23 protein-coding genes are annotated in these 22,645 nt (G+C 71.1%); 11 read left to right on the forward strand and 12 right to left on the reverse strand.

From position 1 onward, the window contains the following. Window positions 1-56 precede the first annotated feature (56 nt). From ACZ7OI_RS15255 to ACZ7OI_RS15280, 6 genes are read left to right on the forward strand one after another with little or no spacing between them, the layout of a single operon-like run. Window positions 57-1,217: an ADP-ribosylglycohydrolase family protein gene (locus tag ACZ7OI_RS15255; RefSeq protein ID WP_470264804.1), complete on the forward strand. Its 1,161-nt coding sequence runs from the start codon at window positions 57-59 to the stop codon at window positions 1,215-1,217. Next, window positions 1,214-2,533 carry an ADP-ribosylglycohydrolase family protein gene (locus ACZ7OI_RS15260; RefSeq protein WP_470264805.1) on the forward strand — a complete coding sequence of 440 codons (1,320 nt, stop codon included), beginning with the start codon at window positions 1,214-1,216 and terminating at the stop codon, window positions 2,531-2,533. The genes ACZ7OI_RS15255 and ACZ7OI_RS15260 overlap by 4 nt, the downstream gene beginning before the upstream one ends. Then, window positions 2,530-3,423, forward strand: coding sequence for a ribokinase (locus ACZ7OI_RS15265; RefSeq protein ID WP_470264806.1), 894 nt, complete (start codon window positions 2,530-2,532; stop codon window positions 3,421-3,423). The genes ACZ7OI_RS15260 and ACZ7OI_RS15265 overlap by 4 nt, the downstream gene beginning before the upstream one ends. Then, entirely contained in the window at window positions 3,420-5,369 is a 1,950-nt protein-coding gene (locus ACZ7OI_RS15270; protein ID WP_470264807.1) for an SUMF1/EgtB/PvdO family nonheme iron enzyme, read from the forward strand. Before ACZ7OI_RS15265 ends, ACZ7OI_RS15270 begins: the two co-directional genes overlap by 4 nt. Beyond that, window positions 5,366-6,574 (forward strand): CaiB/BaiF CoA transferase family protein, encoded by a 1,209-nt coding sequence (locus tag ACZ7OI_RS15275; protein ID WP_470264808.1) that lies wholly within the window; start codon window positions 5,366-5,368, stop codon window positions 6,572-6,574. The genes ACZ7OI_RS15270 and ACZ7OI_RS15275 overlap by 4 nt, the downstream gene beginning before the upstream one ends. Next, the gene (locus ACZ7OI_RS15280) at window positions 6,571-7,395 is read left to right on the forward strand and encodes an HpcH/HpaI aldolase/citrate lyase family protein (protein WP_470264809.1); all 825 of its coding nucleotides are present in this window, start codon (window positions 6,571-6,573) and stop codon (window positions 7,393-7,395) included. The genes ACZ7OI_RS15275 and ACZ7OI_RS15280 overlap by 4 nt, the downstream gene beginning before the upstream one ends. A 10-nt stretch (window positions 7,396-7,405) precedes the next feature. On the opposite strand, the gene ACZ7OI_RS15285 is transcribed toward ACZ7OI_RS15280, so the two are convergent. Continuing rightward, window positions 7,406-9,355 carry an MFS transporter gene (locus tag ACZ7OI_RS15285; protein WP_470264810.1) on the reverse strand — a complete coding sequence of 650 codons (1,950 nt, stop codon included), beginning with the start codon at window positions 9,353-9,355 and terminating at the stop codon, window positions 7,406-7,408. Between the two features lie 55 nt (window positions 9,356-9,410). Between ACZ7OI_RS15285 and ACZ7OI_RS15290 the strand changes: the two genes are divergently transcribed. Then, window positions 9,411-9,920 (forward strand): MarR family winged helix-turn-helix transcriptional regulator, encoded by a 510-nt coding sequence (locus tag ACZ7OI_RS15290; protein ID WP_470264811.1) that lies wholly within the window; start codon window positions 9,411-9,413, stop codon window positions 9,918-9,920. 441 nt (window positions 9,921-10,361) lie between these two features. On the opposite strand, the gene ACZ7OI_RS15295 is transcribed toward ACZ7OI_RS15290, so the two are convergent. From ACZ7OI_RS15295 to ACZ7OI_RS15310, 4 genes are all read right to left on the reverse strand, one after another. After that, entirely contained in the window at window positions 10,362-10,889 is a 528-nt protein-coding gene (locus tag ACZ7OI_RS15295) for a pyridoxamine 5'-phosphate oxidase family protein (protein ID WP_470264812.1), read from the reverse strand. Window positions 10,890-10,945: 56 nt separating this feature from the next. Beyond that, window positions 10,946-11,800, reverse strand: a complete 855-nt coding sequence (locus ACZ7OI_RS15300) for an MBL fold metallo-hydrolase (RefSeq protein ID WP_470264813.1) — start codon at window positions 11,798-11,800, stop codon at window positions 10,946-10,948. Window positions 11,801-11,828: 28 nt separating this feature from the next. After that, window positions 11,829-12,236, reverse strand: a complete 408-nt coding sequence (locus ACZ7OI_RS15305; protein WP_470264814.1) for a RidA family protein — start codon at window positions 12,234-12,236, stop codon at window positions 11,829-11,831. 69 nt (window positions 12,237-12,305) lie between these two features. Continuing rightward, window positions 12,306-13,304, reverse strand: coding sequence for a zinc-binding dehydrogenase (locus tag ACZ7OI_RS15310; RefSeq protein WP_470264815.1), 999 nt, complete (start codon window positions 13,302-13,304; stop codon window positions 12,306-12,308). A gap of 136 nt (window positions 13,305-13,440) precedes the next feature. Here ACZ7OI_RS15310 and ACZ7OI_RS15315 point away from each other — a divergent pair, with 136 nt between their 5' ends. Together ACZ7OI_RS15315 and ACZ7OI_RS15320 are read left to right on the forward strand one after the other, a co-directional pair. Further along, on the forward strand, window positions 13,441-13,908 hold the full coding sequence (locus ACZ7OI_RS15315; RefSeq protein WP_470264816.1) for a hypothetical protein: 468 nt from the start codon (window positions 13,441-13,443) through the stop codon (window positions 13,906-13,908). A gap of 71 nt (window positions 13,909-13,979) precedes the next feature. Further along, on the forward strand, window positions 13,980-14,723 hold the full coding sequence (locus ACZ7OI_RS15320; protein ID WP_470264817.1) for a DUF2249 domain-containing protein: 744 nt from the start codon (window positions 13,980-13,982) through the stop codon (window positions 14,721-14,723). Window positions 14,724-15,147: 424 nt separating this feature from the next. Here the strand turns inward: ACZ7OI_RS15320 and ACZ7OI_RS15325 are convergent, their stop codons facing one another. Further along, window positions 15,148-15,543, reverse strand: coding sequence for an Imm7 family immunity protein (locus tag ACZ7OI_RS15325; protein ID WP_470264818.1), 396 nt, complete (start codon window positions 15,541-15,543; stop codon window positions 15,148-15,150). A 90-nt stretch (window positions 15,544-15,633) separates the two neighbouring features. Between ACZ7OI_RS15325 and ACZ7OI_RS15330 the strand changes: the two genes are divergently transcribed. Continuing rightward, entirely contained in the window at window positions 15,634-16,218 is a 585-nt protein-coding gene (locus tag ACZ7OI_RS15330) for a DUF3885 domain-containing protein (RefSeq protein ID WP_470264819.1), read from the forward strand. 9 nt (window positions 16,219-16,227) lie between these two features. Here ACZ7OI_RS15330 and ACZ7OI_RS15335 read toward each other — a convergent pair whose 3' ends face one another. From ACZ7OI_RS15335 to ACZ7OI_RS15350, 4 genes are all read right to left on the reverse strand, one after another. Next, entirely contained in the window at window positions 16,228-16,920 is a 693-nt protein-coding gene (locus tag ACZ7OI_RS15335; RefSeq protein ID WP_470264820.1) for a helix-turn-helix transcriptional regulator, read from the reverse strand. Between the two features lie 33 nt (window positions 16,921-16,953). Then, window positions 16,954-17,292 carry a ferredoxin gene (fdxA, locus tag ACZ7OI_RS15340; protein ID WP_470264821.1) on the reverse strand — a complete coding sequence of 113 codons (339 nt, stop codon included), beginning with the start codon at window positions 17,290-17,292 and terminating at the stop codon, window positions 16,954-16,956. Window positions 17,293-17,341: 49 nt separating this feature from the next. After that, a complete protein-coding gene (locus tag ACZ7OI_RS15345; protein WP_470264822.1) occupies window positions 17,342-18,655 on the reverse strand; it encodes an FAD-binding oxidoreductase in 1,314 nt (437 codons plus the stop codon). 72 nt (window positions 18,656-18,727) lie between these two features. Next, the gene (locus ACZ7OI_RS15350; RefSeq protein WP_470265174.1) at window positions 18,728-19,618 is read right to left on the reverse strand and encodes a LysR substrate-binding domain-containing protein; all 891 of its coding nucleotides are present in this window, start codon (window positions 19,616-19,618) and stop codon (window positions 18,728-18,730) included. A 92-nt stretch (window positions 19,619-19,710) separates the two neighbouring features. Here ACZ7OI_RS15350 and ACZ7OI_RS15355 point away from each other — a divergent pair, with 92 nt between their 5' ends. Then, the gene (locus tag ACZ7OI_RS15355; RefSeq protein WP_470264823.1) at window positions 19,711-20,709 is read left to right on the forward strand and encodes a DMT family transporter; all 999 of its coding nucleotides are present in this window, start codon (window positions 19,711-19,713) and stop codon (window positions 20,707-20,709) included. Here the strand turns inward: ACZ7OI_RS15355 and ACZ7OI_RS15360 are convergent. Together ACZ7OI_RS15360 and ACZ7OI_RS15365 are read right to left on the reverse strand one after the other, a co-directional pair. Next, window positions 20,634-21,758, reverse strand: a complete 1,125-nt coding sequence (locus tag ACZ7OI_RS15360) for a hypothetical protein (protein WP_470264824.1) — start codon at window positions 21,756-21,758, stop codon at window positions 20,634-20,636. The two genes, ACZ7OI_RS15355 and ACZ7OI_RS15360, sit on opposite strands and share 76 nt — an antisense overlap. Then, on the reverse strand, window positions 21,749-22,576 hold the full coding sequence (locus tag ACZ7OI_RS15365; protein ID WP_470264825.1) for an alpha/beta fold hydrolase: 828 nt from the start codon (window positions 22,574-22,576) through the stop codon (window positions 21,749-21,751). The genes ACZ7OI_RS15360 and ACZ7OI_RS15365 overlap by 10 nt, the downstream gene beginning before the upstream one ends. Window positions 22,577-22,645 lie beyond the last annotated feature (69 nt).

Raw genomic sequence — 22,645 nt, forward strand, 5'->3', positions numbered from 1 at the left:
CGCACAACAGGCGCGGGCGTTCTGGCCCGCGCCGGGGAACGAAGGGACGCAAGCCGGTGACCTGGCTGGAGGACCGCGCGGTGGCAGTGATCACCGGCGCGGCAGTGGGGGACGCGCTCGGCGGCGCGACCGAAGGGTGGACGCCCGAGCAGATCGAGGAGCGCCACGGCGGCCGGGTGACCGGGATCGTTCCGCCCTGGTACCCGAACTGGCGGGACGCGCGCCCGATCGCGCCGTACCACAAGGGCGACGGGCACATCACCGACGACACCTTGATGACCCGCGCGATCGTGGAGGTGTACGCGAAGCGCCGCGCGCACCTCGACGCGTACTCGATGGCCGAGGACCTCGTGCCGCTGATGATCGGCGAACCGCGCTGGGTGCCGGAGCTGGAGTCGACGGCCCTGTTGCTGCAGCGGGTGTTCCTCGCTGAGAAGTGGATCGTCGCGAAGCTGCACTACGGCCACGTCGATCCGCGTGAGGCGGGCGTCGGCAACATCGTGAACTGCGGCGCGGCGATGTACATCGCGCCGGTCGGCGTGGTGAACCCGGGGGATCCGCAGGCCGCGTATGCCGAGGCGATCGACCTGACCGCGCCGCATCAGTCGAGCTACGGCCGGGAGGCCGCCGGGGTGCTGGCCGCGATGGTCGCCGCTTCGGTCGCGCCTGGCGCGGGGCTGGACGACATCGTGCAGGCCGCGCTCGCGGTGTCGCACGACGGGACTTCGGCGGCATTGCAGGCTGTGGTGGACGCCTTCGAGGGATGGAAAGACGCGCCCAAGACCGACGACGAGGAGCGGGCGCTCGCGCGGAAGATCCGCGAGGTCGTCGCGCCGTTCGATTCGGTCGGGCCGGAGTACCGGCAGATGTCGATGGACGCGCGGCGGCCGTCGCGGACCAAGGCGATCGAGGAATTGCCTGCCGCGCTGGGGTTTGTGCTCGGCCATCAGGGCGACTACCGCGGCGCGGTGCTGGGCTCGGTGAACTACGGCCGGGACGCGGACTCGATCGCGTCGATGGCGGGCGCGCTCTGCGCCGGGCTCGGCGGGGCGGCTTCGGTGCCGGACGAGTGGATCGATCCGATCGGCGAGGCCAGCAAGATGGATCTGCGCGAGACCGGGCGGCTGCTCGCGTCGGCCGCGACGGACATCGTCAAGGCGGACCGGGCACGGACCCAGGCGCGGCTCGCCGTTCTCGACGCGCTGGCCGCGGCATGAGGCTCACCTGGGCACAGCCCGAAGACCTGCTCGCGCACGAGTTCGTCCAGTCCGCTGTGGAGGGCAAGGACGTGACCTCGGTGCGGGAGCGCTGGATCGCCGCTGGCGGTGATCCAGTACCCGCCGTGAGCGGGGCAGGACCGCGGCCGGCGCCCCCAGCGTTGCGGGCGCTGGCCCGGACGCTGCTGGAGGAACTGGCCGCGCTCCCCGCCGCGCCCTCGCCTGAGGAACCGGACGACTGGGACTCGATCGTCGCGCTGCTTCCGGCCGCGCCGGTCCTCCCCCAGCCTGCCGCGGACCGCACGCTCGGCGCGTGGACCGGGCGAGCGGCGGGATGTCTGCTCGGGAAGCCGGTCGAGAAGATCCCGCGCGAGGGCATCGAGGAGATCCTGCGCGCGACCGGACGCTGGCCGTTGGACCGGTGGTTCACCGCGGTCGGGCTGCCGGACGACGTCGCGGCGCGGTGGCCGTGGAACCGGCGGTCGGCGCCGACTTCCTTGGAGGAGAACATCTCCGGGATGCCGGAGGACGACGACCTCAACTACCCGATCCTCGCGCTCGCCCTGCTGGAACGGCACGGCCGCGAGTTCACCACCGACGACGTCGCCCAGCTCTGGCTGGAGCAGCTGCCCGCCGGGCGGGTGTTCACCGCCGAGCGCGCCGCGTACCGGAACCTGCTGGACGCGCGGCCGGTGCCGGAGACCGCGACGCACCTCAACCCGTTCCGCGAGTGGATCGGCGCGTTGATCCGGACCGACGTCTTCGGCTGGGTCTCCCCCGGTGACGTCCGCGGCGCCGCGCGGCTCGCGTGGGTCGACGCGCGGCTCAGCCACACCCGGAACGGCATTTACGGCGCGATGTGGGCGGCTGCGCTGGCGTCGGCGGCGATGGTGTGCGGCTCCGTCCACAATGTCCTCGACGCGGCGGAAACTGTTCTGCCGCCGGGGAGTCAGCTGGCCGCGGCGGTCCGGTTCGGTCGCGAAGCCGCTGCTTACGAAGACGGGCTGGACCGGTTGCATGCCCGATACGGCGACCTGCATTGGGTGCACGTGCTGAACAACGCAGCGGTAATCGCGTACGCGTTGACTCGCGGCGACGGCGACTTCGGCCAGAGCATCTCGCTCGCTGTCACGGCTGGCTGGGACACGGATTCGGCGGCCGCGACGGTCGGCGGGGTGGTCGGTGCGCTGCTGGGTGTGGACGGGATCGGCGAGCAGTGGACGAAGCCGCTCGACAACCGGATCGCGACGTCGTTGCCCGGCGGAGAGCAGCGGATCACCGACCTTGCCGCGCGGACGGCCGGGGTGGCGCGATGACTGGTCGAGTTGCTGTCGTCGGGTCGGCGAACGTCGATCTGGTGGTCGGCGTTCCGCGGCAGCCGCGTGGGGGCGAGACCGTTCTTGGCGGGGATTTGCGGCGCAGTCCGGGTGGCAAGGGCGCCAATCAGGCGGTTGCCGCGTCGCTCGCCGGTGGGGCGGAGACGACGTTCCTCGGAGCGTTCGGTGTCGATGACGGCGCGGAGTTTCTGTTGGCATCGCTGACGAAGGCCGGGGTGCGGACGGATCTGGTGTCGCGAGTGGACAGTGCGACCGGGACCGCGTTCATCATGGTGTCGCCGGACGGGGAGAACTCCATTGTGGTCGCGCCGGGGGCCAACTCGCGGCTCCAGCTGGGTCAGGCACAGCTGGAGCGGATCGCCGCCGCGGACGTCGTGCTCGCTCAGCTGGAAGTCCCCTTGGAGGTCGTGACCGCTGCGGCTGCGGCCCGGCGGACTGGCGCGCGGATGGTGCTCAACGCCGCGCCTTCCCGTCCTCTGCCGGAGCTTGATCTTGACGTGCTGATCGTCAACGAGCACGAGGCCGCGGACCTGGCCGGGAGGTCTGGCTCTCCCGAGGAGCTGGCCCGGATTCTGCAGCAGCGCGCACCTGCTGTGGTGATCACGCTCGGGGCGGCCGGTTGTGTTGTCGCCGAAAAGGAAATTGTGCACCTGCCTGGTTTCCGGGTGTCCCCTGTGGACACAACCGGAGCCGGCGACACGTTCTGCGGCGTCCTCGCGGCGGTGCTCGCCGAGGGTCGCCCGCTTCGCGAAGCCGCCGGATGCGCCGGGGCCGCCGCCGCGCTCGCTGTCACCCGGCCCGGCGCGCAGTCCGCCGTGCCGACCGTCGCAGAGGTCGCCGAGTTCGCGACCGGAGGAAACGCCCGATGACGTACGTGTTCGACCCGCTCGTCCCGCGCCCGATCGACCAGCCGACCGAGGTCCCGCTCGACGCTCCCCTGTCGGATGAGCAGCTCGTCGCGCTGGACGAGGCCAAGATCTTCGTCGGCCCGGCGGACCCCGCCGACCGTCCGGAGTGGAGGGTGCGGCTGCGGCAATGGCGGGCGGACGCACACCAACGGCACAGCTACCACGGCCGCGCCTACGACCGGCCGGAAGCCGCGTGGGCCGCCGGATGCCACACGGTCGCGCAGGTATGGCTGTGGGACGAATTGCTGTATTCGTTCGAGGAGCGCCGGTTCGCGCCGGAGCGGTTCCTCGCCGACGCGCATCAGAGGTTCGGCGGGCTCGACGCGGTCGTGCTGTGGCACGCGTACCCGGTGATCGGCCTCGACGACCGCAACCAGTGGGATTTCTACCGCGACGTGCCCGGTCTCGGCGAGCTGGTCGAGACGTTCCATTCGGCGGGCGTGCGGGTGTTCGTGGACTACAACCCGTGGGATGTCGGCACGCGCCGGGGCGAGGACGACGCTGAGGAACTGTCGGCGGTACTGGCGGATTTCGGTGCGGACGGCGTCTTCCTGGACACGTTGAAGAAGGCCGATCCGGCACTGGTCGAGCAGCTCGAACGCGCGCGGCCGGGGGTCGTGCTGGAGGGCGAGTCGAAGCTGCCGGTCGAGCGGATCGAGGATCATTCGGCGTCGTGGGCGCAGTTTTTCGCCGATTCGCCGGTGCCGGGGGTGCTGCGTTCGCACTGGTACGAGCGGCGGCACATGCAGCACCACGTGCGGCGGTGGCATCGCGACCACACCGAGGAACTGCAGTCGGCGTGGCTGAACGGCGTCGGCGTGATGGTGTGGGAAGTCGTGTTCGGCGTGTGGGTCGGCTGGTCGCAGCGGGACGCGGCGACGGTGCGGCGGATGGTGACCGTGCAGCGTGCGGCCGGTGACCTGCTGCGCGAGGGCGAGTGGACGCCGTTGGCTCCGCTGACGCCGGAAGCCGAGGCGGCCGGGGTTTACGCGTCGCGCTGGGAACTCGGCGACTGGACATTGTGGACGGTCGTCAACCGCGGCGACTCGGACTACCTCGGACCGGTCGTCGACGGGCCGGTGATCGATCTTTTCTCCGACGGACGCGTGCCCGCGCGCGGGATTTCGGCGTTGCTGCGGGTCGCCGATGGTGCGGCGGAGCCGTCGTGGCTGTCGCAGGTGGCGACCCTCCCCCACGATCCGGACGCCCGTTTCCCGCACCGTCTCGCCACGTGGGTCCGCCCTCAGCCGACGAGCGGTTCACCAGACGACGATGCGGTCGTGGTGCCTGCCGGGCCGTATGTGCTGACGGTGCGGTATCGCGGGCGTGAGACCGGAATGTACCAGGGCGCGCCGTACGTGGACGAGTGGAAGCCGTTGCCGCCACGGCTGCACGATGCCCGGACGCTGCAGCGAGACGGTTCGCTGGCGTCGCCGGTCGCGGTCGCGGCTACTGAGGTGACGAATGGCGAGTTCGCGGAATTCCTTGCCGCTACGGGGTATCAGCCGGTCGAGCCGCATCGGTTCCTCGCGCACTGGGTCGACGGTCAGCCTGCTGTCGAGGACGAGCCGGTGACCTTTGTGGACCTCGACGACGCCCGTGCGTACTGCGCGTGGCGCGGCGGCCGGCTGCCGACCGAGGACGAATGGCAGCTCGCCGGGGAAACCGGCGGGCTCCGGCGCGGCACGCCCGCGGTGTGGAACTGGACCGAAAGCGAACACTCCGACGGGAGGACCCGGTTCGTGATGCTCAAGGGCGGCAGCGATTACCGCGCCGAGGGTTCCGAATGGTACGTCGAGGGCGGTCGGCGCGAGCCGGACTACAGCGTGAAGCTACTGCTGCCGGGGTTGGGGCTGGCGCGTGGCGCGACGGTCGGGTTCCGCTGCGCGTGGGATGTGGCGCGATGACTGTGTCGAGAGAAGCGTCCGCCGGAGCTCTGGCCGGGCTGCGGGTGGTGGACGCGTCGACGTTGTTCGCCGGGCCGATGGCCGCGATGCATCTCGGCGACATGGGCGCCGAGGTGGTCAAGGTCGAGCACCCTTCGCGACCCGACCCGTCGCGCACGCACGGAGTGGCCAAGGGCGACGTCAACCTGTGGTGGAAGACGTTGGGACGCAACAAACGCACCGTCACCGCGAACCTGAGCAGCGACGGCGGGCGCGAGGTGTTCCTGGCTCTCGCCGAGACCGCGGACGTGGTGATCGAGAACTTCCGTCCGGGCACGCTCGAACGCTGGGGCCTCGGTTACGAGGAGCTGTCCGCGCGCAATCCGGGGCTGGTTCTGGCGCGGGTAACCGGGTTCGGCCAGCTCGGACCGTATCGCTCGCGGCCCGGCTTCGGCACGCTCGCCGAGGCGATGAGCGGATTCGCCGCCGCGACCGGCGAACCGGACGGGCCGCCGACGCTGCCGCCGTTCGGGCTCGCCGACGGGGTCGCGTCGCTGGCCACCGCGTACGCGATCATGGTCGCGCTCGCCGGCCGGACCGCCAGCGGACGCGGCCAGGTCGTGGACGTCGCGATCATCGAGCCGATTCTCGCCATGCTCGGACCGCAGATCACGCGGTGGGACCAGCTCGGGACAGTCCAGCCGCGCACCGGCAACCGGTCCACGAACAACGCGCCGCGCAACACCTATCGCACGCGCGACGGGCAGTGGGTGGCGGTTTCGACGTCGGCGCAGTCGATCGCGGAACGCGTCGTGCGGCTGGTCGGGCGTCCGGAACTGGCCGACGAACCGTGGTTCGCGACCGGCACGGACCGCGCGGCGCACGCGGACGAACTGGACGAGGCCGTCGGCGGATGGATCGCGCGGCACACGCGCGACGAGGTCGTGGCCGCTTTCGAGGAGGCGCAGGCCGCGGTCGCGCCGATCTACGACGCGGCCGACATCGTGGCCGACCCGCAGTTCCGCGCGCTGGGGACCATCCACGAGGTCGAGGACCCGGAACTGGGTGCGACCTTGATGCAGGGCCCCCTGTTCCGGTTGTCGGACAACGACGGCGTCATCGGCTTCACCGGACGGCCGCACGGCGCGGACACCGACGAGGTGCTCGGCGCACTGGGCTTCACCGCGTCCCGGATCGCCGAGCTTCGTGCGGAGGGAGCGGTATGACGCCCGCGCTGACCCTGCTCTACGTTCCGGCGGACCGGCCCGATCGCGTGGCCAAGGCTCTCGCATCGGACGCCGACGTCGTGCTGGTCGATCTGGAGGACGCCGTCGCACCCGCGCAGAAGGATGCCGCGCGGGACAACGCGATGCGCCTGCTGGCCGAGGTGCCCGCGTCGCGTCCGGTGCAGGTGCGGATCAACCATCCGGACACGCCGTGGCACGCGGCGGACGTTGCTGCGGTTGCCGCGCTGCCGACCTGGGTGGGCGCGCGGCTGCCGAAGGTCGAGAGTTCGGTTGACGTCCGGGTGCACGCCGATGCTTTGCCTGGGCGGGAATTGCACCCGCTGATCGAATCGGCGCTCGGGGTGGAGCGGGCGTTGGAGATCGCGCTTGCCTCCCCGCAGATCGCGTCGCTCGGGCTGGGCGAGGCGGACTTGCGGTCCGATCTGCGGCTCGCCGACGAAGCCGGGCTCACCTGGGCGCGCAGCCGGATCGTGAACGCCGCCCGCGCCGCGCGCCTGCCGCCGCCGGCGATGTCGGTGTACGCGAATGTCCGGGATCTCGACGGGCTGGCGGAAAGCTGCCGGGCCGGGCGAGCGCTCGGGTTTCGCGGGCGGACGGCGATCCATCCGGTGCAGTTGCCGACGATCCGAGCGGCGTTCCTGCCGACGGCGGAGGAGGTCGCGCGGGCGCGCGAGGTGCTGTCCCGAATGGACGGTGCCACCCAGGCCGGGGTGGGGGCGATCGCGCTCGCCGACGGGACGTTCCTGGATGTCGCGATGCGAGACCAGGCGTTGGCAGTGCTGGCGCTCGTCTCCGACTAAGCCCTGTCGATCAGGACTTGTCCGCGGAAACCAAGCGCAGCAACGGATCGAACCGAACCGGCCCTTCAGTCGTCAGCTGCACCGGACCCGCGACCGGCTGATAGCCGGTCACGACGACGGTGTACTCGCCGGGGAACAGGTCGTCGACGGTGTAGTGCCCCGCTTCGTCCGTGACGGTTACCCGCTGGACCTCGCCCTCGGCGTCCAGCACCGCGACCTGCGCGCCCGGGAACGGGCCCCGGACCGCGTGCACAGTGCCGGTGAGCCGAACCGACCGCGCCAACTCGACGTCCTCGCGCACCGGTTCGGCGCCCACCTGAACATGGCGGGCCACCGGTTCCCGGCCGCCTGCCTGGACCAGCAGCAGATACGTGCCTGCCGGGGCGTCCAGGGCGAAGGTGTTGTCCGAACCGGTGGTGGTGCGGCGTACCTCGTGGGTTTCCAAGGAGGTCAGGCTCACCGAGGCGGTTTCGGCGGGCGCGAGGCCGCTTACCGCGCCGGAAATCGCCGCGCGCGGCGTGCTTTGCGGAGTGCTGCGGCGTTTCCGAGTTCGAGACAGCAGCACGTCGACGACCCCGAACAGCAACGCGAGCACCACCAGCGCGGTCGAACCCATCAGCCCGAGCGCGGTCGCGGAGTGGTAGTCCCCGTGCGAGCGTCCGAGCTCGCCGAAGAACAGCGACCCGCCGAGCGCCGTGCCGACCGCCGATCCGATCCGCTGCCCGGTCTGCAGCACTCCGGCCGCCGTGCCGCCTTCCGCGGGCGGGACTTCTTCCAAGGCGAGCGTGGAGTTCGGCGAAATCACCAGCCCGCTGCCGAACCCTCCGACGAACAACGGCGCGGCCAGCACGAACGCGGTGTTCGCGCCGGAGTAGTCGCGGACGAGCCACGCGGTGGCGGCGAGCCCGATCGCCACGAGCAGCGTGCCGAGGACGACCATCGGCCTGCCGAGCCGGTGCACGAGCCGCCCGCCGATGGTCGGCGAGATCGCCGAGCCGATCGCGAACGCGAGCATCGCCGCGCCGGCCTGCAGCGCCGTGTAGCCGAGGCCCTGCTGGAAAAACAGCGTCAGGACGAGGAAAATCCCGGTGAATCCGGCGAAATAGACCATTCCGAGCGCGGAACCCATGGAGTAGCTGCGCACGGTCAGCAGCTTGAGGTTCACCAGCGGCTGCTTGCCGCGGTTGCCGAGCCAGCGCTCCCACAGCACGAACAGCACGAGCAGCCCGGCCGCGACGCCCATCAGCCACCAGCGCGGCGACGTCGCCTGTTCCTCTTCCTCGATCAACGGCAGCATCACCAGCACGACCGCCACGCCGAGCAGCACCGACCCGACCAGGTCCGGCGTCCGCTTCCGGCCGCCGCGCGCGTCCTTCGGCAGCAGCCGCAGCCCGAACAGGATCGCGAGAATCCCGATCGGCAGGTTGACGTAGAACACCCAGCGCCACCCTTGGTCGACGCCGATGCCCTGGATCAGCAACCCGCCCAGCACCGGCCCGATCGCGGTGGACAGCCCGACCGTCGCGCCGAACGCGCCGAACGCCTTGCCCCGCTCGCGACCGGAGAACAGCTGCTGCATCAGGCCGATGATCTGCGGATTCAGCAGCCCGCCGGCGACGCCCTGCCCCAGCCGGGCGACGACGAGCCAGGTCGCGTTCGGCGCCGCCCCGCACAACACGCTGGTCGCGACGAACAATGCCAGCCCGAGCAGGAACATCCGGCGGCGTCCGTAGTCGTCGCCGAGCCGTCCCGAGGGCACCAGCGCGAGCCCGAACGTGAGCGCGTACCCGGACACGACCCACGAGACGTCCGCGGGCGTCGCGCCGATCCCGTGCTCCATCGAGGGCAGGGCGACGTTGACGATGCTGACGTCGAGCAGTGTCATGAACCCCGCGATGAGGCACACCCACAAGGCGCGCCAGCGCTGCGGATCGGGCTCGGGGGCAGGGGAAGAATGCACGGACCGTCCTGATTCGAGACCGGTAAGATAATTACTGGTGTTAGAATACTCGCCCATGCCAGCGGAGCGGGACCACGTCGACGGAGTCATGGCGCAGATCACCGGCGTGCGCGCGGAAGACCGGGTCAGCAAGGCGCTGAGCTTCCGCCTGCTGCGCGCGGCCCGGCTGCTGGAAACGGAACTGCGCCGGGAGTTCGACGCCTTCGGGGTCGGCCTGTGGGAAGTCGAGCTGCTGGGCGCGCTCAAGCGAGCCGGTCCCCCGTACCGCCTCTCGGCCGGGCAGCTGCTGGACAGCATGCGCCTGACCTCCGGCGGGGTGACCAAACGCGTCGCCGGACTGGAACGCAAAGGCTGGGTCCGCCGCGACATCGACCCGGGCGACCGTCGGCAGATCCTGGTGAGCCTGACCGACGAGGGGCTGGCGCGGGCGCTCGAGGTATTCGGGATGAAGACGCAGACGGAGGCGCGGCTGCTGGGGGTTTTGTCGCATGCGGAACAGGACCGGATGAACGCCGACCTGCGGGAGTTGCTGCTGGAGTGGGAGGGGCCGGACGGGCGGGCTTGAGGTCTGGGGGTTTCGGGGGTTCGGGGTTTAGGGGCGCTGTTTGGGGTGGCCGAAGTCCCGGCAGGAGGTTCCGCCGCTGCCGTTCCCGGCAGAGCTGGACCACCGCGCTCGAGCCCCGGCGAGGTCCCAGCGAGCAGCATCGCCACGGCGGCCTCGCGCCAGGCCGGACCATCACGCTCAAACTTCCGCTAAATCCCGGCAGGCAGGCAGGCAGGCCCGGCACAGCCACCCGCGCCAAGCCAAACCCCCGGCCAACTCCCCGCAGGCAGGTCCGCCACGGCCCTCCGCGCCAAGCTGGACCACGGCGACCAACCACCCGGCCAACTCCCCGCAGCCAGGCCCGCCACAGCCACCCCACGCCGGACCACCCCACTCAATCCCCGGCGATCTCCCCGCACACAGTCCCGCCACGACCGCCCGCCCCAAGCCGGACCACCGCCCTCAATCCCCCACGAACTCCCAGCACGTCGCCCCATGCGGTTCCTCCGACGCGACTCCCACCGCTCGCCGCAAGGCGAGGCGGTACAGGTGCCACGGCGGCGGGCCTGCGCTCGGCGCGCTGAACGGAGCCGTCAAGGCGTCCCCGGCCGCTTCCGCCGGCCAGCCGCCGGAGCGGTAGACCTCGGCCAGGCGCGCCACGGTGTCGACGTCCGCGACTCGGTACGCATCGCCCTCCAGCACCAGGTCCACGCCGCGCAGCCGGACCGAAATGCTGCATGCCGGGTTCGCCGCGAGGTTCCGGGAGCGGCGCGTGCCCGGTCCGCCGACGAAGTACAGCGCGTCGTCCACCCAGACCGCGCCTACGCCCGCCGAGTGCGGACGTCCGTCCGGGCGGACGGTCGCCACGAAGAACGTCAGGTCGGCGGTCGGGGTGTCGGCGGCGAGGACGTCGCGGGCACGGCTCCACGGCAGCGGAGCGTTTCCGTAGCGGTCGAGGTTGCGGGTTGTGGTCGGTTCGTAGTCAGTCATGCCCATGCGTCGAACGGGGCGCCGCCGAATCGACACGGCACCCGGCAGAAGATGGGTCAGGCACCTCCCGGCGAGGTCGGGCGGTAAGCGAAACCATCGCCGTCTCGGGTGATTCGCCCGGCGGGGAAGTGCGCGGGCAGCAGGAGCGCGTCCCGTTCGACGGCTAGTTCGCACAGCGTCCGCCGGGATTCCGCGGCGGCGACGGGATCCACGTCGCCGCCTTGGGCCAGCGTCAGGTTTGCGAACTGGAACGGGTGGTGCAGCACATCCCCGCTCACCAGGGCGTGCTGACCGCCGCTACTGAGTTCCGCGATCAGGTGTGCGGTGGTGTGGCCGGGCAGAGCACGCAGGGTGATGCCGTCCGCCACCTCGTACGGGAGGTCGATCAACTCGACCAGGCCTGCCTCGACGACCGGCAGCACGCTGTCTTCGAACGTCCTGGCCAGGTCGCCCGCGACGCCGCCGTCGGGCGCCGCCGCGTGGACCTGGTGGAGCCAGGCGTATTCCTCGCTCGGGATCAGGTACCGGGCGCGCGGGAAGGTCGGATCCCAGGAACCGTCGACCAGCTGGGTGAAGCCGCCGCAGTGATCGGGGTGCAGGTGGGTCGCCACTACGATGTCGACGTCCTCCGGCACGACGCCGGCCGCGGCCAGGCGGTCGAGGTACGGCGCGTCGAACTGGTGGTGCGCCAGCAGGACCGGGCGTTCCTTGGCGTTGCCGTTCCCGGCGTCGAGGAGCACGGTCTGGTCCGGCGTGCGCACCAGGTACGTGGTGATCGACAGGTCCAGGTCGCCGCGGTGCTCCCCCAGCTGTTCGGGCGTGACCGCCGGGAACAGGTCCGCCGGGGCGAACGGCCAGTGGTCCAGTTCGGCCACCGGGTCGATCCGCAGCTGTCCGAGCGTGATGGTCATCGGGTTTCCTGTCGTTCGGAGAGCAGGTTCATCGGGGCACCGCCGCCATCGCTTCGATTTCCACGAGGAGCTCCGGCTTCGCCAGCGCGGACACGACGATCAGCGACTGCGCCGGCCAGTCGCTCTCCGGGAACCACCGGCTGAACACGTCGCCGGTCGCCGCGCGGAAACCGGGCAGATGCTCGGTGCCCGCGACCATGCTGAAGACCTTGACCAGATGCTCCGGCCCGGCTCCCGCCGCCGCGAGCACGCGTTCGATGTTCGCCAGCACCTCGCGCGTCTGCGCTTCCGCGTCCGGACCGGCGAGCGTGCCGTCCGGCCGGGCGCCGATCTGGCCGGCCACCACGACCAGCTCGTGGTCAGCGGGAATCTGCGCGAGGTGGCTGTAGCGGCCTACTGGCGCCGCGACAGTCCCCGGATTCCAGCGCTTGCTCATCAGGTGTTCCCCTCCCTGGGTTCGTGTCCTCAGTTCACCACGAGGCACCGACAAAAATCACCGGCCGGGTCAGCCGATCGTGACCACCAGCTTGCCGAACTGGTCCCCCGACGCCAGTTCGGCCAGCCCGCGCGGCCCGTCCGCGAGGTCGTAGACGTGGTGCACCACCGGCCGCAGACGGTGTTCCGCGACCAGCGCGACCATCTGCGAAAACTCCCGCGCGCTGCCCATCGACGTGCCCAGCAGGCTGATCTGCCGGAAGAAGAGGTTGCGCAGCGACAGCTCGACATCCGGGCCGGTGGTCGCGCCGAGCGTCACCATCCGGCCGCCGGAGCGAAGCACGGAGAGACAGGCGTCGAACGTCGCCGAGCCGATGCTGTCGACGACCAGGTCCACCGGTTGGCCGAGTTCAGCGGCCCAGTCGCCGCTGCTGCCGATCGCGCGGTCAGCACCCAATTCCGTTGCCCTGGCGAGCTTTTCGGGACTGCGCGAGGTGACGCTGACCGTCGCGCCCACGGCTTTCGCCATGGCGAGGGCGAACGTCGCGACTCCGCCGCCGATGCCGGGCAGCAGCACGTGTTCCCCGGCGGTCAGCCCGCCGCGGGTGAAGAGCGCCCGGTACGCGGTGAGCGCGGCCAGCGGCAGCGCGGCGGCTTCGGTCCAGCTCAGGTGCGCGGGTTTCGGCAGGACATTGCCCGCCGGGACCACGACGTACTCGGCCAGCGTGCCGTTCGTCGGCACCCCGAGGATGGCGGGGACGTCCGGCACCGCGTCCGGCTCAGCCCAGTCAAGGGACGGGTTGACGACCACCTCGGCGCCGGCCTCGACGCTCGTGTCCGCACCCGCCGCCACGACCACTCCGGCGCCGTCCGAACCCAGCACCGCCCAGGGGTCAGCCGGATTGCGACTGTCCACGATGAACAGATCCCGGTGGTTCAGCCCGGCCGCTTTCACCCGGACCAGCACTTCGCCCGGGCCGGGTCGCGGTACCGGAACCTCCGCGACCCGCACCCCGCCGACTCCCGCCGCGCCTTCGTGGACCACTGCCCGCATTGCTTTTGTTGTCACGTCCGCGAACCTAACAGCCGGGGCAGTCCGCTGCCGACCTCGCGCGAATCCCGTCACAGCAGGGAATTTTCCGCTCCGGACTCCGTGGCGCCGACCAGGGTTGAGCTGATCTTTTTCACTAGATTAGTTTGGATATATGACTCCTCGACTCGCCGCCGCAGCGCCTTTCGCCGTGCCCGGCATCGGGTGCGCGATCGCCGGAGGGCTCGCGTCCGCGGCGATCGCCCCGCATCCGACCCCGCACGGCGCGTGGGCAGTCGCATACCTGGTGCTGGTCTGCGGGATCGCGCAACTCGGCCTCGGGATCGGGCAGGCACAGCTCGCCCCGGCACCGCCTCCTCGACGGCTGGTCGTCGCTCAAGTCGCGGCTTGGAACGCCGGAAATGCCGCTGTGCTAGGCGGAACACTCTCCGGTGCGACAATCGTTGTGGACCTCGGCGGCGCGATTCTCGTCATCAGTCTGGCCCTGCTGGCCTTGGGCGTGCGCGACGGATCGCCGGACGGCCGCACACGCTGGGTACGGCACGGATTCCAGGCCCTGGTCGTGCTGCTGCTGGTCAGCATCCCGGTCGGGCTCGTCCTCGCGCGGATCGGCCCGTCCTGAGTCTCACGTCACGTCCGCCGTCCCACCCTTTTGCACTATCATTCTCGTAAATACTCTTCCGGGAGGTTCCCGTGACCGGCTCGTCCGAGGTTTACATCAGCGGCACCAGCACCGACCCGGCGCTCCGGGCAGGCCAGACCCTCCGCGCCGAAGCCGGCCGGATCCTCGCCGAATACCGGGAAAAAGCCGCTGTGGTCACAGAACTCCAGCTCGACGGCAGCGCCCGCGAGGAGGCGAACGCCCGGCTGACCGCATTCGCGTCGGGCCGGCTGACCGGGTACCTGTCCGCCGCGGACCGCGTCCTCAACGCGACCGCCGCCGGAGCCCCCGCGACCCGGCTGCTGGTTCGCGCCCTGCGCCGGATCCAGGACGCCGTGCTCCGCACCGTCGACGAACTGCGGGAAGCCGACACCTCAGCCCAGGTCAGCCATGCCGCACAGGCACTGGACACGCTTCTCGCCGCCTACCTGGACGCCGAAACCACTGTCCTGCTGCCCGCGCTGGCCGACCTCCCCGGAGCCGACGTCCCCGTCCTCGTCGACGACCTCCGCACGCTCCTCGACGGCGGCGAACTGGACCGCGCGGAAGTCCTCGACGTCCGCGAAATCCCGCGCAGCACCCGGCATCCGCGCATCTTCGGCCGTTACGCGCGGCTCGCGCCCGGGGAATCGTTCCTGCTCGTCAACAACCACGACCCGAAGCCGCTGCGCCGCGAGTTCACCGCCGCCCTCGGCGCGGATTTCACCTGGGAGTACGTGGAATCCGGGCCGGAGAAGTGGCGAGTCCGGATCGGGCGCGCCGCAGTCCCGGCCTGACCCTCCCGCCCGCGCCGGCTCCCCTTCGGCGCGACCCGCCGCGGCGGCCGGTCTCCCCCGCCCCGGCCGCCGCGGACCGGGTTTTCACTCCGCGCTGAGTGGTCCGGAGCGACCGGATTCGGGTGCCGCCGCGGAAGTTCCCGGCGATGCCCGCCGGACGATCCGCTCGCCGGACCCAGACCAGCCACGCTCGAAACGGAGGAGGCTTCCGTCCGGCGTACTTCCGTCCACTGTGGACCTAAGGGCGTCTGTCCGGCCAGACCAGCGGCTCCGGCAGAGCCCGCCCGCGAGCGCATCCCGTTCTACCGTGCCGCCACCTCGAAATCGCCGACGGCTAGTGGATCCGCGAAAACGCGACGCAGCGGAGGCAAGCCCGCGCCGAAGCCGGAATCACCAAGCTCGCGCTCTCCCATCCCGTCTGCCTTCAGCTCGGCTCCGCGTCCTCCAAGACAGGGATCACCGGCGACAGAAAGCGATCCGCGTGCTCCGTGACCTCGCCGCGGACCAGCCGGAAGACGCGGAAGCTCAGCGGGTGCTCGGGATGTTCGTCGTCGTGGACGTACAGCAGCCCGTACGACCCCGGGGCGAGGCGCCCGACCTTCGCGAACAAGTCGATCACCTGGTCGCCCTGCTGCCCGCGGTGATTCGGATGCCCGCCGAGGTGGATGTAGTACTCGCCGTTCATGGGCTGGAGGTCCATCAGCGCGTACCCGGCCAAGTCGTCGACCAGGGCCTGGATCTCGGCGAGGCGAAGCGGCGGTTCGTCGTCGAGCGCTTCGGCGGTCGAGCGGAGCGATATCCATCCGTGGTATTCGAACACGGCACGAGCCTAGAAGACCGGGACAGGGACGGGCGAGTACATTGCTCGCCTGGAGGAAGACCGAAACTCGGCCCGCGGGAAGGCGATCGCTTGCCAGACAAGGACCTCGCAGCGCTGTGGCAGCGACACTGGCCCGGATTCCTGCCTCTCGCCGATCGCTTGAAACACGCCTTCCCAGACCGATGGGTGCGTTTCCACAGCCTGCCCGGCTCCCAGCGCTATCCCGGCACCGACGCCGAGTACGGCATCGCCCTGCACCGCTACAACACCATTCTCGACGAACTGTTCCGCGGACAAGAGGTCCGGATCGTCACCGCCGAATGGTCGGGCACCTCCGAACCCCCCGCGCCGTCCGAGCGACACGCGCTCTGGAACCCGGATGCCCCGCACCTGATGTCCGTGCGCGCCGACGAGAACGAAACCGACCCGGACTTCATTGTCCACACCCACCTGTACGCCAGCCGAAAGCCTTGGCGACCCGGGCTGGCGGACGACCTGCTCCGCGCCACGGCCGACGACCTCACCGCCAACGTGATGATCACGAGCCTGGATTTCGACCGCGTGTACCACCCGTACGACGGCGGCGCCGACATCCTCCTGCCCACGACCAGCGAACGGGATGCCCTGAAACGCCGTCACACCGACTGGCTTTCCGCAAACCCGCTCGGCTACTGAGCGACGCGGTCAGCGGCGACGTTTCCCGGCCGGTTTCAGATGCGCCAGACACAGCGACGGCTCCACGAACGCCTCCAGCCTCTCCGCTGTCAACGGCGCGCGCACCTCGGCCAGCACGCCGCGCATCAGCCCGAGATGCAGGCCGCACACCACATCGCGGCGTTCCTCCGCGACTTCCCGGAACGGGCAGTGCCGCAACCGGATCACCGGACGCTCCGGGTCGTCCACCGCGTCCGGGGCGAAGCCTGCGTCGCTGAGCACAGTGGACAGCCGGCGGAGGCCCTCGGTCTCGTCGACGCGCCGGGTCGGCGGCGGGCGGTCGGCCAGGTAGCGGCCCCACGCTTCGCCTGCCGATTCCGCGGCCTTGCCGGGGTCGGCCACGTTTTCCGCGATCAGGCCGGTGAGCATTTCCGCGAGCAGCCGGTAGCTGCGCCGTCCCTCCGCCGCTTCCTCGGCGACGGCGACGTAGACCGTGCGCGGGCGGCCGGGGCGGGTGCGGTCTTCGGCTCGGCGTTCGGCGAGGCCGGAGTCGACGAGGCCGTCCAGGTGGAATCGCGCGGTGTTGGGGTGCAGTCCTACCTGCGCGGCGACGTCGTGCACCGCGACGGGCGCGCCTGCCTCCCGCACCGCGTCCAGCACCCGGGCCCGGCTCTCGCCCAGCGTGCGGGAGCCGGGCGGATCGGTCAGCGTCTGGTCGCTCATGCGAGACAGTTTAACCGAGTCAACCAGGGCAAACTACGGACGCGGCCGCCCGGCGACCAAGGGCGTGTCCGCCCCGAGGTCGCCGAGTTTCGCCGCGCCGCCAGGGCTGCCCAGCGGGGCGTCGCGGCCGGGCAGGGTTTCGCTGAAGAACCGGGCGTTGTCCTCGGCGCAGCCGCGCCAGCGCTCCGGAAGGTCGTCCTCGTAATAGATGGCCTCGACCGGGCACACCGGTTCGCACGCGCCGCAGTCGACGCATTCGTCCGGGTGGATGTAGAGCGAACGTTCGCCGACGTAGATGCAGTCCACCGGGCATTCGTCCACGCACACCCGGTCCGTCACGTCCACGCACGGTTCCGCGATCACATACGCCACGGTCCGCTCCCTCCGCCCGGCTTTTTCACCAATGTACTCGGTAAAAAGGTCAGGCCAGCGGGATGGCGTGGAAAACTCCGTCCGGGTCGTAGCGGTGTTTGATGTCCCGCAACCGGGCGGTGTGGGCCCCGAAGGGTTCAACGGACGGCACATCCGGTCCGAGCAGGTTCGCGTACGCGCCGGGCAAGGAGTAGGGAGCCAACGCGGCCGACGTGGCATCCGCCCAGGCGCGGTCGTCGGTGTCTTCCCCCAGTCCGAGAACCTCGACCATCACGTGGTCCTCCCGCAGCGGGAAAGGCGTGTCCGCCGCCGGGACGCGGGCGGCAACGCCGTGGAAGTGGTGGATAGACAGCCCCGACAACGGCGAGGTTCGGGCTTCCGCCTGCGTCACCAGCACCGAGACGATCTCCGGCGTGAACGCCGGGAACGACCGCGTCCGGATGGTGACCGACCGGCCGCCGGGGAACATCGCGTCCCGGCGAGCGATCTCCGCCGCGTACGACGACACCGGCGCTATCTCCGCCGCGAGCGGTGTCCCGAGCCGGGCGAGGAAGCTGTCGGGATCGGCGGGGCCGCACCACGTCGGCCAGACCAGCACGCACAGCGAACCGTCGGCGCCGGCGAGCACGCCGGTCTGCACGGTGAGTTCGTCCGGCGCACTCGCCTGGATCTCCGCTACCGCAGCGAAAACCCGGGCGGCGTCGGTCGCCGGGTACCAGACCGGGCCGGTCGTGATCTGCGGCGGCGCGTGCAAGCGCACGCCCAGCGAAGTCACCACGCCGAAGTTTCCGCCGCCGCCCCGCAGCGCCCACCACAGATCCGGCAGCCGCGACGCGTTGGCGAGCACGACCTCGCCGTCCGCGAGGACGATCTCGGCGCCGAGCAGATTGTCCGCGGCGAGCCCGTACTTCCCCAGGAAAGGACCGTATCCGCCGCCGAGCGCGAGCCCGGCGAAGCCGACCGTGCCGATGGTGCCCACAGCCGCCGTCAGGCCGTGAACCTCAGCCGCGGCAAGCACATCGTTGGACTGAGCCCCGCCGCCGACCACCGCGGCTCGCCGCCCGGCATCGACCGCGACCCGTTTGAGCGGACGGAGATCAAGCGTGATCCCGCCGTCCGCCAAGGCGCGTCCGGCCCAGTCGTGGCCGCCGCTCCGCACGGACAACGGCAGGCCCAGTTCGCGCGCGGCACGCACCGAGGCTTGGACATCGGCCGTGCTCCGGCATTCCACGACCACGTCCGGCCGAGCGACAACGGCGGCGTTCCAGACGGTCGCCGCCGATTCGTACTGCGGACCAGAGGTGTGCACTTGCTCGGCGGGCAATCGAGCCCGCAAGGCGCGGGCGGCGTCCTCGGCAGTCATGGGCGGCTCCCCTGCTCGTCGATGCCGACTCTAGGGCCGAACCGGCCGGAAAAGGCAGCCGCGCAAGGAAATTCAGTGATTCACATAAGTCGCCGACGCCTCGCCGAGCGCCTCCAGCGCCGCCCGGACGCCGCCGAGCGCCTCCTCGCCGGACCGGCACGCGGCGATGATCGTGCGGTTCAGCACCGGCCGCGTCGCGAGCATCCGGACGCCGTCCGGCACCGGGCCTCGGGCGAGCCGAGGGACGAGCGCGGCGCCGACGTTGCCCGCGACGAGCGCCAGTTGCGTCACGTAACTCCCGATGGTGCAACTGATCCGCGGCTCCAAGTCCTGCGAACGGAGCACGTGCACGAGCCATTCGTAGCAGCCGGACCGGCCGGTCCAGCTGATCCACGACACGTCGTCCACCTCGGAGAGATCGACCGTGCGCCGGTGCGCGAGCCGGTGCCCGGCGGGCAGCGCCAGATCGGCGACGTCGGAGAACAGCGTGACCTGCGCGATCCCCGGCGGCACCACAGTCGGCCGGTCCGCCCAGCTTTCGAACACCGCGACGTCGAGGTCTCCGGCGAGCACCTTCGGCAACGTCTGCTCGGCTTCGCCCTCGACCAACGTCACGTCCAGCCGCGGGTGCTGTTCGGTGAGCGTGGCGAGCGCGGGCGGCAGGAGGGCGTGCACGCACGTCGCGATCGACCCGATCCGCAACGGCCCGAACACATCCTCGCGCAGCCGTTCGAGATCCGTGCGCGCTTCGGCGAGTTGAGCCAGCACGCGCTCGGCGTGTCCGACCAGCACCTGCCCGGCGCGAGTGAGCCGCACGGTCCGGCCGCGCGGCTCCAACAGCGCCAGGCCCGCTTCCCGTTCGAGCTTCGCCAGCTGCTGTGACACTCCGGACGGCGTGACGTGCAACGCAGCCGCCGCGCGGGCGACCGAGCCGTGCTGCGCCACCGCGTGCAGGGCGCGCATCCGATCCACACTGAACACAGTAGCGATGCTACCGGATTTTACGCAGGAACATTCACTTGTCCTTGATAGTTAGCGACCCCACGATAGAAGGCATGACCACCGAACCCGCCCCGTTGCCGACCGCCGGTCCGATCGCCGCCCTCACCGGCCGCGCCGACCCTCGGCTGCTGGCCGCGGCCGGCTGCCTCTGCGTCGCGCTGACCTCGGTGCTCATCAAGGTTTCCGGGGCCAGCGGGGCGACCAGCGCGTTCTGGCGCTGCGCCCTCGCGCTGCCGCTGCTCGCGATCCTGGCGTTCAGCGAGGCGCGGCGGACCCGCGTGGGAGCGAAAATCCTGCTGCCGCTGCTGGCCGGGCTCGGGCTGGGTCTCGACTTCGTCCTGTGGGGCGAGGCGATCCCGCGCGTCGGCGCCGGCGTCGCGACCATGCTGCTTTCGGTGCAGGTGGTGATCGTGCCGCTGCTGGCGTTCGTCTTCCTCAAGGAGCGGCCGGACCCGCGTTTCAAGTTCGTCGCGCCGACGCTGATCGCCGGCATCGTGCTCGCCGGCGGGGTGTTCGGCTCGTCGATGGCCGGCTCGAACCCGGTGCTGGGCATGGTTTTCGCGCTCGCCGCCGGGGCGGGCTACTCGGGGTACCTGTTGTTGCTCCGGCTCAGCAGCAGCCCCGCGACGCAGGTCCGCTCGCTGTCGCTGGCCACCGTGTCGGCGGGCTTCGTGTCGGTGGCGCTCGGGCTGCCGTTCGGCCGCCTCGACCTGACGCCCAGCCTGCCCTCGCTCGGCTGGTTCGCCGCGCTGGCCCTGGTCGGCCAGATCGTCGGGTGGCTGCTGATCGCCGGGGCGCTGCCGCGGCTCGCGGCCTCGACCGGTGCCACGATGATGCTGCTTCAGCCCGTCGGCGCGGTCATCTTCGGGTTCCTGCTGCTGAGCGAACGGCCGGGCGCGCTGCAGCTCGTCGGCTGCGTGATCGTGCTCGGCGCGGTGTGTTTCGCCGGTCGCGGCGCGACGAAGCGGCCCGCGGCTCAGCCGTCGGCCAAGCTCAGCCCGACCGCGTCGAGCAGCCCGCGGGCCATGTCCCTGAACTCGTCGCGGCGGTGATCGACCAGCCCGTCCCCGCCGAGCAACTCCCCCGCCAGCTCGTCGACCGGCCAGCGGACCAGCTTGCCGTGCCGCCCGAGCAGCAGTCCGACCTCCCGGATCCGGTATAGGTCGGCGACATCGAGCCAGGCGTACAGCAGGATCTGCCACAGCCAGCGCCCGGCCCGCTCCGAGTCGCCGACAGTCAGCACGGTCTTCACGTCCAGCAAGGTGCCCTCGGCGATCCCCTCTTCGGGATCGAGCTTCCCGAGCAGGAGGTCGCCATCCGCCCAGCCGGGCACGATGGTCGGCCCGGCGATCCCGAGCGGATAGCCCTCGGGCGGCGCACCGGCGAGACGGCGCAGTTCCCACAGCGCACCGTTGTCGTGCAAGCGTTTCGCGAGTTCCGTCAGTTCGGTCACCGCCGCGTCGGCGGGCAGGGCGCGCAGGTCCGCGATCGTGCCGCCGCCGTCGACCACCCGGGCGAGCCGCGGGTCGATCCGGCCGGAGCGGTAGATGTCTTCGCACGCCGACAACACCCAGTTCGTCCGTGCCAGTCCCGCTTCCGCGCCCGGTCCGCCGAGCACGCCGGGCGGAGCGTGCTGCGCTTGGTAGCGACGAGCGCGTCCCAGCAGTTCGCCCCACAGCTCCTCGGCACCCGGGAGTGCCTCGCCGGGCGGCATTCCGTCGCCGAGGTCGAGCCAGGTCGCGGCCGCCGGGCGGATGCCGAGCGCCCGTGCCCGGTACTCCGGCGGCAGTTCGTCGTGCGTCGGGTACTCGGCGGCTTGCGCGTGCGCCCACGGGCCGCTGCCCCACTGCGCACGCACCATCCCGAGCAGCGCGTAGTACGGCGGCGCGGGCTGCACGAGGTCGGCGATCCGCTGGCCGAACGCGCCGCCGATCTCGGCCCAGTGCTCGCGCGGCGGACGCGCGAGCGACGGGCGGATCGGGCGTACGCCGTTCGTCGCCTCCTCGACCCGGCGCGCGGCCGCGGCCGTGCCGGTGAAGACCCGGGCGCACCAGCGCGCGAGCGTCCCTCGCGGGTCGGCCAGTTCGGACGTCAACGACACCCGGCCAGTATCTCCCGGGACAGGAACGGCAGCAGGAGATCGAGGAATTCGCGCGGACGGTCCAGCGGAATCAGGTGCCCGCAATCCGGCAGCACGTGCCCGGCGAGGTCGTCGGCGATCGGGCGCAACTGCCGCTCCAGCGCGTCGCCCACCGGATTCGCGCCGATCGCCATCGTCGGGACGGTCAGCCGCTTCTCCGCCGCTTCGGTCAGCTGACGGGCGCTTTCCGGCAACGCCCGGTAGTACTCGAAGGCACAGCGGAGCGCGTCGGTCCCGGTGTACGCCTCGGCGAAGGCCGCCCGGAGGTCCGCCGGAACGCCGCGGCCGAGCGTGCCCTGGTCGAGGAACCAGCCGACGTACTCCGCCTCGTGTCCATTAAGGACAGTCTCGGCGAGGCCCGGCACCGCGTGGAAGCCGAACCACCACGGCGGGCTGGCCGGGAAACCCCACGGCAGCGACTCCATCAGCACCAGACGGCGCACGCGCTCCGGCTGCCGCAAGGCCAGCAGCAACGCGCCCGCCACCGCCAGGTCGATCGCCACCACCTCAGCGTCCGACTCCCCCAGCGCATCGAGCAGGCCCGCGATATCGGCGGCGACCGTCCCGGCGTCGAAACCGCTCTCCGGACGGCTGCTCGCACCCAGGCCGCGAAGGTCCGGCGCGAGCACCCGGTAGTGCTTCGCCAGCTCCGGGACGACCTTGCTCCACAGCTGCCAGGTGTGCGGAAACCCGTGCAGCAGGACCAGCGCCGGACCGCTCCCGGCGACGGCGACGTTCAGCCGGACCCCGTTCGCTTCGACCTGCCGCACCGCGATCATCGGACCTCCTGTGGTTACCATTGGTTACCAGCACACGGTAGGTAACTCCAACGGTGCCGCCAAGACGGC

The organism is Amycolatopsis sp. NPDC114503 (assembly GCF_055633655.1).